This is a genomic window from Streptomyces sp. NPDC088766 (genome assembly GCF_044750845.1).
Classification (GTDB): domain Bacteria; phylum Actinomycetota; class Actinomycetes; order Streptomycetales; family Streptomycetaceae; genus Streptomyces.
The window spans coordinates 256,423-269,829 of the sequence record NZ_JBIVKQ010000003.1 but is presented as its reverse complement, the minus strand read 5'-3'; the positions used below and the strand labels follow the sequence as shown (position 1 = coordinate 269,829).

Below are 13,407 nucleotides of genomic sequence, written 5' to 3'. Positions count from 1 at the left end.
CTCACACCCCCGTCTCCGCCGCGATCCTCCCCGTCCGTACCGCCGTCACCAAGTCCGTGTGATCCGCTTCCGTGCGGTCGGCGTATGCCACGGCGAAGGCGGCCATCGCCTCGTCCAGTTCCTCGTTCTTGCCGCAGTAGCCGGCGATGAGCCGCGGGTCGGCACTGTGCGAGTGGGCACGGGCCAGCAGGGCACCGGTCATGCGGCCGTAGTCGTCGACCTGGTCGGCGGCGAGAGCGGCGGGGTCCACGCTGCCTTTGCGATTGCGGAACTGCCGGACCTGGAAGGGCCGGCCCTCGACCGTGGTCCAGCCCAGCAGGGAGTCGCTGACCACCTGCATGCGCTTCTGCCCGAGGACCACCCGCCGACCCTCGTGCTCGACGGCCGGAGGCTCGAAACCGGCGCTCGCCAGATGCGGCACCAGCACCGAGCGCCGCGCCTCCTTCACCTGGAGCACGAGGGGCTCGCCCCGGTGGTCCAGCAGCAGGACGACGTAGGACCGGGTGCCCACGCTGCCCGTGCCGACGATGCGGAAGGCCACGTCGTGCACCGCGTGCCGGGCCAGCAGGGGCAGCCGGTCCTCCGGCAGCGTGGTCACGTAATGCTCGAGGGACGCGGCCACCGCAGCGGCCTCCGCGTCGGGGACGCGACGCAGCACCGGCGCCGCGTCGACGAAGCGGCGCCCGCCCTCCGGGGTCGGTTCGGTCGACTTCGCGGCGAACCGCCCGCTCGTGTTGGCCCGCGCCTTCTCCGAGACCCGCTCCAGCGTGCCCAGCAGGTCGTGGGCGTCGGCGTGCGAGACGAGTTCCTCGTCCGCGATGGCGTTCCAAGCGTCCAGCACCGGAAGTCTGGCCAGCAGGCGCATGGTGCGGCGGTAGGCGCCGACCGCGTCGTGCGCCGCCTGGCGGCAGGTGTCCTCGTCGGCGCCGGCCTCCCGGCCCGCGAGCACCAGGGACACGGCCAGCCGCTTGAGGTCCCACTCCCAGGGGCCGTCGACCGTCTCGTCGAAGTCGTTCAGGTCGATGACCAGGCCGCCGCGGGCGTCGCCGTACAGGCCGAAGTTGGCCGCGTGCGCGTCGCCGCAGATCTGCGCCGTGACGCGGGTCATCGGCGTGCGGGCCAGGTCATGGGCCATGAGGCCCGCCGAACCCCGCAGGAACGCGAACGGTGTGGCAGCCATCCGCCCCACCCGTATCGGCGTGAGTCCGGGGAGGCGGCCACGGCCGGACTCCTCGACCGCGGTCACCGCGTCGGGGCGGGAGGGGTCCAGGTCGAGCCCGGCGTGCGCCGCGCGCGGCACCTGGCGGCGCAGGGCCTTGCCCTCCTCCTTCGGTGAGCCCGAGGGGGGCCACTCGGCGAACCCGCGCGTTCTGGGAAGGCGCGGTCCCTCACCCCTGATCGCCCGCGCCCCCTCAGCCGCGACCCCGTCCGTACCCGCGCTCGCACCCACCCCCGCACCGACCTCTGTCACCACGACCGCCTCCCCCGCACCCGGACGAACACCAACTCCTGCAGACCGTACCGCCGACGGCCGAAACCCGTCAGACCCTGTGGACAACCACCCCGGCCCCGCCCGGCCCCGCCCGCAACGCCGTCCCTCTCCCCCGTACGGGACGCCCCCGCGACCACGGCTGGCCGCCCCTCCGCCAGGTCGACCCTGTCCGCGCCCGTTCGCCCCGCCCCGCCCCGTCGCCCGTGAGATACCTCACGCGCGCGAGCCGCATCCACGCGCCCACGCGTCCGGGCATCCGGGCGTCCGGGCATCCGGGCGTCCGGGCGTCCGGGCATCCGGGCGTCCGGGCATCCGGGCGTCCGGGCATCCGGGCGTCCGGGCACCCCACCTGCACGCCTGCCCGCGTCCGGACCTCCATGGCCATGCGTCCACACCCATGGGTCCACGCATCCCGCACGCATCCACACCCCCGAACACGCGAAAGCCCCGCAGATCCGAAGATCTGCGGGGCTTTCAGCTGTGCGCGAGGGGGGAGTTGAACCCCCACGCCCTTGCGGGCACTGGAACCTGAATCCAGCGCGTCTGCCTATTCCGCCACCCGCGCATTGGGTGTGCCATCAGGCTGTTGGGCTTGCGTCCCGGCGCCTTCCGACATGCAGAACATTAGCACGTGGGCCAGGGTGCGTTCACATCCCTTCTTCCGGGGCAGAGGTCACCGCGAGAGGCCCGCGGCAACCTCCGTACGTCTCGGCGACGACCGGTTCACGTATCAACCTCGTACCTATGACGGCCGTCTCCCCCGTGGGCGGGCGAGCTCCACAGTCAGGTGCGGGACACTGGTCCTCGACCGCCTCTACGATCCTGGGCAGAAGAACGAGCGAAGGACGCGCGGAGGACGCCGTCGACACCGGTCGGCGGGGCCGACAGGGGGAACCGGCCGATCCACCGGCGCGTGGATACGATCAGTAAGCAGTACCAGGTAGGCAGCAGGACACGGGACGCAAGTCACGACGGAGGAGGTGCCCCATGGGAGTCCTGAAGAAATTCGAGCAGCGTCTCGAGGGTCTGGTCAACGGCACCTTCGCCAAGGTGTTCAAGTCCGAGGTGCAGCCCGTGGAGATCGCGGGAGCGCTCCAGCGGGAGTGCGACAACAACGCGACCATCTGGAACCGCGACCGGACCGTCGTACCCAACGACTTCATCGTGGAGCTGAGCACGCCGGACTACGAGCGGCTCAGCCCCTACTCCGGCCAGCTCGGCGACGAACTGGCCGGCATGGTCCGCGACTACGCGAAGCAGCAGCGCTACACCTTCATGGGGCCGATCAAGGTCAACCTGGAGAAGGCGGAGGATCTCGACACCGGTCTGTACCGCGTGCGGAGCCGCACCCTCGCCTCCTCCGCCAGCGGCTCGCAGGCGCCCGAGCGTGCGCCCGGCGGCCGCCCCGGCGGTTACGGCTACCCGCCCGCGGCCGGGGGTGCGGCGTCCGCGCCCCCCATGCCCGCCGCACCCCCGCCCGGTGCGCCCGGCGGCCGCCCCGGCGGTTACGGCTATCCGCCCGCGGCCGGCGGTCAGCGCCCGGCGGGCGGCGGACTCGCAGGTGCCCCGGCGCCCGGCTCCCGGACCCGCCACTGGATCGAGATCAACGGCACCCGCCACCAGATCTCCCGTGCGACGCTCGTGCTGGGCCGCAGCACCGAGGCCGACGTGCGGATCGACGACCCCGGCGTCTCTCGTCGGCACTGCGAGATCCGGACCGGAACGCCCTCGACGATCCAGGATCTCGGGTCCACCAACGGCATCGTGGTGGACGGGCAGCACACCACCCGCGCTACGCTCCGCGACGGCTCGCGGATCGTCGTGGGCAGCACCACCATCATTTACCGGCAAGCCGAAGGGTGAAGCGGGGGCAATGTCAGAGCTGACCCTCACGGTCATGCGGCTGGGTTTCCTGGCCGTACTGTGGCTGTTCGTGATCGTGGCCGTGCAGGTCATCCGCAGCGACCTGTTCGGTACGCGTGTCACCCAGCGCGGTGCGCGCCGGGAGGCGGCCCGACCGCAGCAGGCCCAGCGCCAGGCGCCTCCGCAACAGCGCCAGCAACCCGCCGCGGGGGGCGGACGCAGGGGGCGCAACGCCCCGACGAAGCTGGTCGTGTCCGAGGGCACCCTCACCGGCACGACCGTCGCGCTCCAGGGCCAGACCATCACGCTGGGCCGCGCGCACGACAGCACCATCGTGCTGGACGACGACTACGCCTCCAGCCGCCATGCCAGGATCTACCCGGACCGCGACGGCCAGTGGATCGTCGAGGACCTGGGCTCCACCAACGGCACGTACCTCGACCGAACGCGGCTGACGACTCCCACACCGATCCCGCTGGGCGCGCCGATCCGTATCGGCAAGACCGTCATCGAGCTGCGGAAGTAGTGCTACATCATGAGTGAGCGCGAGCGGAGCGAGCACGCCAGGTCGGCCGGCACCCAGGGCCCCGGCGCGCTCCCGACCGGAGGGTGGGCAGTGTGGCTCGACACGACCGGCTGTACCCGGGGCCGACGGGCGAGGTGGGCATGAGTCTGTCACTGCGCTTCGCCGCCGGATCGCACAAGGGCATGATCCGGGAGGGCAACGAGGACTCCGGTTACGCCGGTCCGCGCCTGCTCGCCATCGCCGACGGCATGGGCGGCGCCGCCGCCGGTGAGGTCGCCTCCTCCGAGGCCATCTCCACCATCGTCGCCCTCGACGACGACGTGCCCGGCTCCGACGTCCTCACCTCGCTCGGCACGGCCGTGCAGCGCGCCAACGACCAGCTGCGCTCGCTGGTCGAGGAGGACCCCCAGCTCGAGGGCATGGGGACCACGCTGACCGCGTTGCTGTGGACCGGCCAGCGGCTGGGGCTCGTACACGTCGGCGACTCGCGCGCCTACCTGCTGCGGGACGGCGTACTGAGCCAGATCACACAGGACCACACGTGGGTGCAGCGCCTCGTCGACGAGGGGCGGATCACCGAGGAGGAGGCCACCACTCACCCGCAACGCTCGCTGCTGATGCGGGCGTTGGGCAGCGGGGAGCATGTGGAGCCGGATCTGTCGATCCGTGAGGTGCGGGCCGGCGACCGCTATCTGATCTGCTCCGACGGCCTGTCCGGCGTCGTCTCGCACCAGACGCTCGAGGACACCCTCGCCAGCTACCAGGGCCCGCAGGAGACCGTGCAGGAGCTGATCCAGCTCGCGCTGCGCGGCGGCGGCCCCGACAACATCACGGTGATCGTCGCCGACGTGCTGGACCTGGACACCGGCGACACCCTCGCCGGGCAGCTGTCCGACACCCCGGTCGTGGTCGGCGCCGTCGCCGAGAACCAGAACCAGCCGCACGTCAACGGCATCATGCAGACCCCGGCCGGCCGCGCCTCCGGCCTCGGCCGGCAGAGCCGCGGGCAGGGCGGCGGCGAGTTCGGCCCGCCCGGCTCCGGCGACGTCACCGGCTTCATCCCCACCGACGGCTTCGGCGACTACACCGACGACGACTTCGTCAAGCCCCGCAAGGGCCGCCGGTGGCTGAAGAGATCCCTGTACGGCGGTCTCGCCCTCGCCGTCATCGGCGGCGGGCTGTACGCCGGCTGGCACTGGACCCAGACCCAGTACTACGTCGGCACCAAGGGCGAGCACGTCGCGCTGTACCGGGGCATCAGCCAGGACCTGGCCTGGGTCTCGCTCTCGAAGGTCGAGAAGGACCACCCCGAGATCGAACTCAAGTACCTGCCGCAGTACCAGCAGAAGCTGGTCGAGGCGACGATCGCCGAGGGCAACCGGTCCACCGCCCAGAAGAAGATCGACGAACTGGCCGTGCAGGCGTCCGCGTGCCGCAAGCAGGCGGAGGCGACCACCGCGACCGCCGCGGCCCCCGGCAAGGCCGGATCCACGGCCGGTGAGGGCGGGGCCGGCGCCACCACGGGAACCACTCCCGTCTCCCTCACGTCCAAGGCATCGCCGACCCCGACCCCGTCGGGACCGGCGCCGTCCCCGTCCGCGTCTCCGTCCACATCAGCGACCGCCACTCCCGGCCCCGGCCCCACCCTCTCGGAGGATGAGCAGAAGGTCGTCTCGCTGTGCGGTAAGCAGTAGGCAAGCCGTGAGAGGCCCCGTCACACGATGAGCAGTACAACCAACACGCCGACGCACCACACGTCCACGATCGGCTCGATCGGCACACCGAGCCGGCGCAACACCGAGCTGGCGCTCCTGGTGTTCGCCGTCCTCATCCCGGTGTTCGCCTACGCCAACGTGGGCCTCGCCATCAACGAGCAGGTGCCGGCCGGCCTGCTCAGCTACGGCCTGGGCCTCGGCCTGCTGGCCGGCGTCGCCCACGTGGTCGTCCGCAAGTTCGCGCCGTACGCAGACCCGTTGATGCTGCCGCTGGCCACCCTGCTGAACGGCCTCGGGCTCGTGGCGATCTGGCGGCTGGACCAGTCCAAGCTGCTCCAGTCCATCGACCAGGCCGGCAACGCCGCCCCCCGCCAGCTGCTGTACACGGCGATGGGCATCGCCTTCTTCGTCGTGGTGCTGATCTTCCTCAAGGACCACCGCGTCCTCCAGCGCTACACCTACATCTCCATGGTGGGCGCGCTGTTCCTGCTGCTGCTGCCGCTGGTGCCGGGCCTCGGCAAGAACATCTACGGCGCCAAGATCTGGATCCAGGTCGGCAGTTTCAGCATCCAGCCCGGCGAGTTCGCCAAGATCGTCCTGGCCGTGTTCTTCGCCGGCTACCTGATGGTCAAGCGCGACGCCCTCGCACTCGCCAGCCGCCGCTTCATGGGCCTGTACCTGCCACGTGGCCGCGACCTCGGCCCGATCCTGGTCGTCTGGTTCATCTCGATCCTCATCCTGGTCTTCGAGACGGACCTCGGCACCTCGCTGCTGTTCTTCGGAATGTTCATCATCATGCTGTACGTCGCCACCGAGCGGACCAGCTGGATCGTCTTCGGTCTGCTGATGTCGGCGGGCGGCGCGGTCGGCGTGGCCAGCTTCGAGACGCACGTCCAGCAGCGTGTCCAGGCCTGGCTCGACCCGATGAAGGAGTACCTGCTCTCCCGGCAGGGCCAGGTGGGCCACTCCGAGCAGGCGATGCAGGCACTGTGGGCGTTCGGCTCCGGCGGCACCCTCGGCACCGGCTGGGGCCAGGGCCACTCCGAGCTGATCCGGTTCGCCGCCAACTCCGACTTCATCCTCGCCACCTTCGGCGAGGAGCTGGGCCTGGCCGGTCTCATGGCGCTCCTGCTGCTGTACGGCCTGATCGTGGAACGCGGCGTGCGCACCGCCCTCGCCGCCCGCGACCCGTTCGGCAAGCTGCTCGCCATCGGCCTCTCCGGGGCCTTCGCCCTCCAGGTGTTCGTCGTCGCGGGCGGCGTGATGGGCCTCATCCCGCTGACCGGTATGACGATGCCGTTCCTGGCCTACGGCGGATCCTCCGTCATCGCCAACTGGGCACTGATCGGCATCCTGATCAGAATCAGCGACACCGCGCGCCGTCCGGCCCCGGCCCCCGCATCCAACCCCGACGCCGAGATGACCCAGGTGGTCCGCCCGTCATGAACAAGCCCCTGCGCCGGATCGCGATCTTCTGCGGCCTCCTGATCCTCACCCTGCTGCTCCGCGACAACTACCTCCAGTACGTCAAGGCCGACACCCTGGCCTCCGACGACGACAACCGCCGGGTCAACATCGCCCGGTACGCCACCCCGCGCGGCGACATCATCGTCGGCGACAAGGCCATCACCGGCTCCGTCGAGACCACCAGCGGCGACTACAAGTACAAGCGCACCTGGACCAACGGCCCCATGTGGGCGCCGGTCACCGGCTACTCCTCCCAGGCCTTCGGCGCCACCCAGCTGGAGAAGCTCGAGGACGGCATCCTCACCGGCAACGACGACCGGCTCTTCTTCCGCAACACGCTCGACATGATCACGGGCAAGAAGAAGGAGGGCGGCAGCGTCGTCACCACCCTCAACGCCGCCGCGCAGAAGGCCGCGTACGAGGGTCTGGGCGACAAGAAGGGCGCCGTCGCCGCGATCGACCCGGCCACCGGCAAGATCCTCGCCCTCGTCTCCACCCCGTCGTACGATCCGTCGAAGTTCGCCGGAGCCTCCGACAAGGACGCCGAGGCGTGGAAAGCGGTCCAGAAGAAGAACAACCCCGACGACCCGATGCTGAACCGGGCGCTGCGCGAGACCTACCCGCCGGGCTCCACCTTCAAGGTCGTCACGGCGGCCGCGGCACTGGAGAACGGCGTGGTCTCCGGCATCGACGACGCCACCAAGACGCCGGACCCGTACCAGCTGCCGGGCACCACCACCGACCTCACCAACGAGCACGGTGAGTGCGAGAACGCCAACCTGCGGTACGCGCTCATGGTGTCCTGCAACACCGTCTTCGCGAAGCTGGCCGACACCGTCGGCAACGAGAAGATGATCGAGCAGGCGAAGAAGTTCGGCTACAACAACAAGGAGCTGGACACCCCGGTCCGCGCCTCCGAGAGCGTCTACCCCGAGGACAACAAGCCGCAGAACGCCATGGACGGCATCGGCCAGGCCTCCAACCGCGCCACCCCGCTCCAGATGGCCATGGTCGCCGCGGCCGTCGCCAACGACGGCAAGCTGATGAAGCCGTACATGGTCGACCAGCTCAAGGCCGCGAACCTGGACACCATCGAGACGACCGAGCCGCAGGAACTCTCCCAGGCGGTGTCCTCGGAGACGGCGCAGAAGCTCCAGGAAATGATGGAGACGGTCGTCGACAACCCGCAGGGCACCGGCGGCAAGGCGAAGATCTCCGGCGTCAAGGTCGGCGGCAAGACCGGTACCGCCCAGCACGGCCTGAACAACAGCGAGAAGCCGTACGCCTGGTTCATCTCCTACGCGAAGCTGGCCGACGGCAGCTCGCCGGTCGCCGTCGCGGTCGTCGTCGAGGACGGTGCCGCCAACCGCGGTGACATCACCGGTGGCGGTCTCGCCGGCCCGATCGCGAGGGACGTGATGAAGGCAGTCATCGGCAACAAGAAGTGACCCCCATCACGTCGCCCACACATCGGTGCACGTTGCGATACCGGTCCGGTATCGGGTGACGGGCTTGGCCAGGTCACACAGCGCCGTCCGGGTACGGTATGCCCGGGCGGCAGCCGCCGACCGCACACGTGTGCCGGTCGGGACCGACGGAGAGGGCTGGTAGGTAGCTATGGAAGAGCCGCGTCGCCTCGGCGGCCGGTACGAGCTGGGCCACGTGCTCGGCCGTGGTGGCATGGCCGAGGTCTACCTCGCGCATGACATCCGCCTCGGCCGCACCGTGGCGGTGAAGACGCTGCGCGTGGACCTCGCGCGCGACCCTTCCTTCCAGGCCCGGTTCCGCCGGGAGGCCCAGTCGGCCGCCTCGCTCAACCACCCTGCGATCGTCGCGGTCTACGACACGGGCGAGGACTACATCGACGGGGTCTCGATCCCGTACATCGTCATGGAGTACGTCGACGGCTCCACGCTCCGCGAGCTGCTCCACTCCGGCCGCAAGCTGCTGCCGGAGCGGACGCTGGAGATGACCATCGGCATCCTCCAGGCCCTGGAGTACTCGCACCGCGCCGGCATCGTGCACCGCGACATCAAGCCGGCGAACGTCATGCTGACGCGCAACGGCCAGGTCAAGGTCATGGACTTCGGCATCGCCCGCGCCATGGGCGACTCCGGCATGACGATGACGCAGACCTCGGCCGTGATCGGCACCGCCCAGTACCTCTCCCCGGAGCAGGCCAAGGGCGAGCAGGTCGACGCCCGCTCCGACCTGTACTCCACGGGCTGCCTGCTGTACGAACTGCTGACCGTACGGCCGCCGTTCGTCGGCGACTCGCCGGTCGCGGTCGCCTACCAGCACGTTCGCGAGGAGCCCCAGGCGCCCAGCGTCTTCGACCCCGAGATCACGCCCGAGATGGACGCGATCGTGTTGAAGGCCCTCGTCAAGGACCCCGACTACCGCTACCAGTCCGCCGACGAGATGCGCGCCGACATCGAGGCCTGCCTCGACGGCCAGCCCGTCGCCGCCACGGCGGCCATGGGCTCGGTCGGCTACGGCGGCTACCCGGACGACCAGCCGACCACCGCGCTGCGCTCCTCGGACGGCGGCGCCACCTCGATGATGCCCCCGGTGAACCCGGACGGCGGCGGCTTCGGCTACGACGACCGTCCCGACCGGCGTCGCCAGAAGAAGTCCAACACCTCGACGATCCTGCTGATCCTCGCCGCCGTGCTGGTCCTGGTGGGCGCGATCCTGATCGGGAAGTGGGTGTTCAGCGGTGGCGGCACGGGCAACGACAACGTGACCGTGCCCACCCTCATCGGGAAGACCCAGGCCGAGGCCACCCAGCAGCTGGCCAATGTCGACCTCGAAGTCGGGACCGTCACGCAGAAGCCCTGCGAGAACCAGGCCAAGGGCAACATCTGCGAACAGGACCCCGCCCCCAAGACCGAGGTCGAGAAGAATTCCCCCGTCAACCTGGTCGTGTCCACGGGCGCGCCGAAGGTCGCCGTGCCGAGTGTCCTCGGCAAGAGCCTCGACGACGCCAAGTCGATCCTCGAGGGCGACCAGTACCAGCTGGTCGTCGAGACCAAGAACGAGATCTCCACGGAGGAGCCCGGCACCGTCCTGGACCAGGACCCGAAGCTGGGCTCCGAGGTCGAGAAGGGCTCCAAGGTCACCCTCACCATCGCCAAGGCGGAGGACAAGGCGACCGTCCCCGACGTTCTCAACCAGAGCTGTGACCAGGCCAAGGCCCAGATGGAGGCCAACAACCTGGTCGGCAACTGCACCGAGGTCGAGACCCAGGACCAGAACCTGGTCGGCAAGGTCATCTCGACCACACCGTCGGCCAACTCGAAGGCCACCAAGGGTTCCCAGGTCCAGATCCAGATCGGCAAGGCGCCCGAGAACCAGCAGACGCAGGTGCCCGGCAACCTCCAGGGCATGAAGCTGAAGGACGCCAAGAAGGCGCTCCAGGACGCGGGCCTGAACGTCGGCAACGTCACCGTCAATGACGACAACGCCACCGTCATCAGCTCCGACCCGGCGCCGGGCAGCACGGTGAACAAGGGCCAGACGGTCAACCTGGTCACCTTCGGCGGCGGCGGGAACAACGGGGGCAACGACGGAGGGGGCGGCTTCTTCGGGGGGACCTCCGGATAGCCGCCGCACCACGCGAGAGGCCTCGGGCCCTGCCGGATCATTCGTCCGGCAGGGCCCGAGGCCTTTGCTCATGCCTCAGCGGAGCTGGGGCCCGGCCTCAGCGCAGCTCCGCCGGAGGCGTCCGCTGCGCGTCCACCTTCTCCACGCGGTCCAGTTCGCCCCACACCACGTACCGGTAGCGGCTCGTGTAGACGGGCGTGCAGGTGGTCAGGGTGATGTACTTGCCGGCCTTCTTCCTGCCGGACTCCTTCGGGACCGCGCCGAGGACCTCGACGTTGTACTTCGAGGTCTCGGGCAGGACGGCGTACACCTTGTAGACGTACCAGTTGTCCTTGGTCTCGAAGACGATCGGGTCGCCCTCGCCGAGCTTGTCGATGTTGTGGAACTTGGCGCCGTGGCCGTCGCGGTGGGCGGCGAGGGCGAAGTTGCCGTCCTTGCCGCTGGTCGGGAGCGTGGCCTTGACGGGGTCGGTGTAGTAGCCGGCGACGCCGTCGTTGAGGATCTTCGACGTGGTGCCCTTCTCGACCAGGACCTCGCCGTCGCCCATGGCGGGCACGTGCAGGAAACCGATGCCCTCCTTGGTGTCGAGCGCGCCCGGACCGGCCTCCTGCGCCCAGTTGTCGCGGACCTTGTCGCCCTGCCGGCCGGCCTTGCGGTCGGCGACCACGTTGGTCCACCACAGGGAGTAGACGACGAACAGGCCGAGCACCAGCCCGGCCGTGATGAGGAGTTCACCGAAGAAGCTGACCGCCTGTGCGATCCGTCCACCTCGCCGCCGCGGGGGCGGGGCTGCGGCGCCCCGCGTGCCACTGTGCTCTTCGTGCTCGGTGTCGCCGGTGGTCGCTGCCACGTTCACTCTGCCCCTACTCGACTGCACGCCTACTCGACGAGCGCATCCGGCTTGCCCTTGCTGCGCGGCCGTTCCTCGACCATCTTGCCCCAGACGATCAACCGGTACTTGCTGGTGAACTCCGGCGTGCACGTCGTCAGCGTGATGTACCGGCCAGGCCCGGTGAATCCCGATCCCGGCGGCACGGGTTCGAGGACGCTCACGTTGCTCGGCGAGGTCACCGGGAGCATCGACGCCATCTTGTAGACGTAGTACTCGTCCTGCGTCTCGACGACGATCGCGTCGCCGGGCTGGAGCCTGTTGATGTACCGGAACGGCTCGCCGTGCGTGTTGCGGTGGCCGGCGAGCCCGAAGTTGCCGGTCTTCGCGTCGGGCATGGCCGTCTTCAGCGCGTCCTCGCCGTAGTGCCCGACCATGCCCTTGTCGAGCACCTTCTTGTTGCTGATGCCCTCGGCGATCGGCACCACCACGTCCAGCTTCGGGATGTGCAGGATGGCGAAGCCCTGTCCCGGCGAGAAGGTTCCGGGGTTGCGCTTGCCGTTCGCCCAGTCGTCCTGGAGGCTGCTGGCCTCCCTGTCCGCCTGCGCGTGCGCCCGGACGTTCGTCCACCACAGCTGGTAGGTGACGAAGAGGAGCATCAGCACACCGGTGGTGATGAACACCTCGCCGACCGCCCGGCTGGCGACGACGGCCGCACTCGGCTTGCGGGCCCGCGCCTGCCGGCGGGCCTCCACCCGTGAGAGGGGTCGCGCCGCTGTTCCCGACGGGCCCTCAGGGCCACCAGAGTCACCCTGGCTGTCGTCGTGGTCACCATGACCCCCGTGGCGCCCGTGGCGGCCCTTGGCGGCCTTTCTGCGGGCCGCCCGGCCTCCCGCCGGGGTTCCCGCGACAGGAGGGGCCGTCGAGGCTCCAGAAGCGGACAGGAGGGAATCGCCGCCGAACACGGACCCGGGCGACTGCGGTATCCGCAGCGCCACCGTCTCCTCGTCGATGGGAGGCTCGTACGGCGTGCCGCCGTACAGATCCTCACGCTCGGGGCGCACTGCGGTCACGCCGTGGCCCTGCCCACCACCGGGGCGAGCCCCGCCGACCTCGCCACGGCACCCTGGTCGCCGCACTCCACCAGCCAGTTGGCCAGCATCAGGTGCCCGTGCTCGGTGAGTACCGACTCCGGATGGAACTGCACTCCCTCGACGGGCAGTTCACGGTGGCGCAGGCCCATGACGATGCCGTCCCGGGTGCGGGCCGTGACCTCCAGCTCGGCCGGGACCGTCGCCGGCTCGGCCGCGAGCGAGTGGTAGCGGGTCGCCGTGAAGGGCGAGGGCAGACCGGCGAAGACGCCCTTGCCGCCGTGCTCCACCAGCGAGGTCTTGCCGTGCAGCAGTTCCGGCGCCCGGTCCACCACACCGCCGTACGCCACCTGCATCGACTGCATGCCCAGGCAGACGCCGAAGACGGGCACGCCGGTGCTCGCGCAGTGGCGGACCATGTCCACGCAGACGCCGGCCTCCTCCGGGGTGCCGGGGCCCGGCGACAGCAGGACGCCGTCGAAGCCGTCCTGGGCATGCGCCGTCGACACCTCGTCGTTGCGCAGGACCTCGCACTCGGCACCCAGCTGGTACAGGTACTGGACCAGGTTGAAGACGAAGCTGTCGTAGTTGTCGACGACGAGAATGCGCGCACTCACTGGTTGTCCACCGTCACATCGTTGAAGGGAAGCAGCGGTTCGGCCCACGGGAAGACGTATTGGAAGAGGGCGTACACCACGGCCAGAACCAGCACGATCGAGATCAGCGCCTTCACCAACGCGTTTCCCGGCAGATGCCGCCAGATCCAGCCGTACATGCCGTCCCTTCCGTCGCACCACGGCACCAGACTCACGCCGTAC

11 protein-coding genes and 1 tRNA gene are annotated in these 13,407 nt (G+C 69.9%); 6 read left to right on the top strand and 6 right to left on the bottom strand.

All coding sequences use genetic code 11. The features are described from left to right. Position 1: 1 nt before the first annotated feature. Both ACIP5W_RS06505 and ACIP5W_RS06500 read right to left on the bottom strand, forming a co-directional pair. Entirely contained in the window at positions 2-1,471 is a 1,470-nt protein-coding gene (locus tag ACIP5W_RS06505; RefSeq protein ID WP_401468005.1) for a DUF2252 domain-containing protein, read from the bottom strand. Between the two features lie 502 nt (positions 1,472-1,973). Further along, positions 1,974-2,057, bottom strand: a tRNA-Leu gene (locus tag ACIP5W_RS06500). A gap of 422 nt (positions 2,058-2,479) precedes the next feature. On the opposite strand from ACIP5W_RS06500, the gene ACIP5W_RS06495 reads away from it, so the two are divergent. The 6 genes from ACIP5W_RS06495 to pknB all read left to right on the top strand — a co-directional run bounded on the left by ACIP5W_RS06495 (position 2,480) and on the right by pknB (position 10,669). After that, the gene (locus tag ACIP5W_RS06495) at positions 2,480-3,355 is read left to right on the top strand and encodes an FhaA domain-containing protein (protein ID WP_401467572.1); all 876 of its coding nucleotides are present in this window, start codon (positions 2,480-2,482) and stop codon (positions 3,353-3,355) included. Between the two features lie 10 nt (positions 3,356-3,365). Next, positions 3,366-3,881, top strand: coding sequence for an FHA domain-containing protein (locus ACIP5W_RS06490; RefSeq protein ID WP_401467569.1), 516 nt, complete (start codon positions 3,366-3,368; stop codon positions 3,879-3,881). A 140-nt stretch (positions 3,882-4,021) separates the two neighbouring features. Beyond that, positions 4,022-5,575 carry a Stp1/IreP family PP2C-type Ser/Thr phosphatase gene (locus ACIP5W_RS06485; RefSeq protein WP_401467566.1) on the top strand — a complete coding sequence of 518 codons (1,554 nt, stop codon included), beginning with the start codon at positions 4,022-4,024 and terminating at the stop codon, positions 5,573-5,575. 27 nt (positions 5,576-5,602) lie between these two features. Then, the gene (locus ACIP5W_RS06480) at positions 5,603-7,042 is read left to right on the top strand and encodes an FtsW/RodA/SpoVE family cell cycle protein (protein ID WP_401467563.1); all 1,440 of its coding nucleotides are present in this window, start codon (positions 5,603-5,605) and stop codon (positions 7,040-7,042) included. Further along, on the top strand, positions 7,039-8,511 hold the full coding sequence (locus ACIP5W_RS06475) for a penicillin-binding transpeptidase domain-containing protein (RefSeq protein ID WP_401467560.1): 1,473 nt from the start codon (positions 7,039-7,041) through the stop codon (positions 8,509-8,511). Before ACIP5W_RS06480 ends, ACIP5W_RS06475 begins: the two co-directional genes overlap by 4 nt. A gap of 169 nt (positions 8,512-8,680) precedes the next feature. Then, a complete protein-coding gene (gene pknB, locus ACIP5W_RS06470; RefSeq protein WP_401467557.1) occupies positions 8,681-10,669 on the top strand; it encodes a Stk1 family PASTA domain-containing Ser/Thr kinase in 1,989 nt (662 codons plus the stop codon). A gap of 97 nt (positions 10,670-10,766) precedes the next feature. Here the strand turns inward: pknB and ACIP5W_RS06465 are convergent, their stop codons facing one another. The 4 genes from ACIP5W_RS06465 to ACIP5W_RS06450 are packed head-to-tail and all read right to left on the bottom strand — an operon-like array spanning position 10,767 to position 13,400. Then, positions 10,767-11,519, bottom strand: coding sequence for a class E sortase (locus ACIP5W_RS06465; protein WP_401467554.1), 753 nt, complete (start codon positions 11,517-11,519; stop codon positions 10,767-10,769). A 29-nt stretch (positions 11,520-11,548) separates the two neighbouring features. Continuing rightward, positions 11,549-12,649: a class E sortase gene (locus tag ACIP5W_RS06460; RefSeq protein WP_401468002.1), complete on the bottom strand. Its 1,101-nt coding sequence runs from the start codon at positions 12,647-12,649 to the stop codon at positions 11,549-11,551. Then, a complete protein-coding gene (locus ACIP5W_RS06455) occupies positions 12,568-13,206 on the bottom strand; it encodes an aminodeoxychorismate/anthranilate synthase component II (protein WP_401467551.1) in 639 nt (212 codons plus the stop codon). The genes ACIP5W_RS06460 and ACIP5W_RS06455 overlap by 82 nt, the downstream gene beginning before the upstream one ends. Continuing rightward, on the bottom strand, positions 13,203-13,400 hold the full coding sequence (locus tag ACIP5W_RS06450) for a hypothetical protein (protein WP_366058307.1): 198 nt from the start codon (positions 13,398-13,400) through the stop codon (positions 13,203-13,205). The genes ACIP5W_RS06455 and ACIP5W_RS06450 overlap by 4 nt, the downstream gene beginning before the upstream one ends. Positions 13,401-13,407 lie beyond the last annotated feature (7 nt).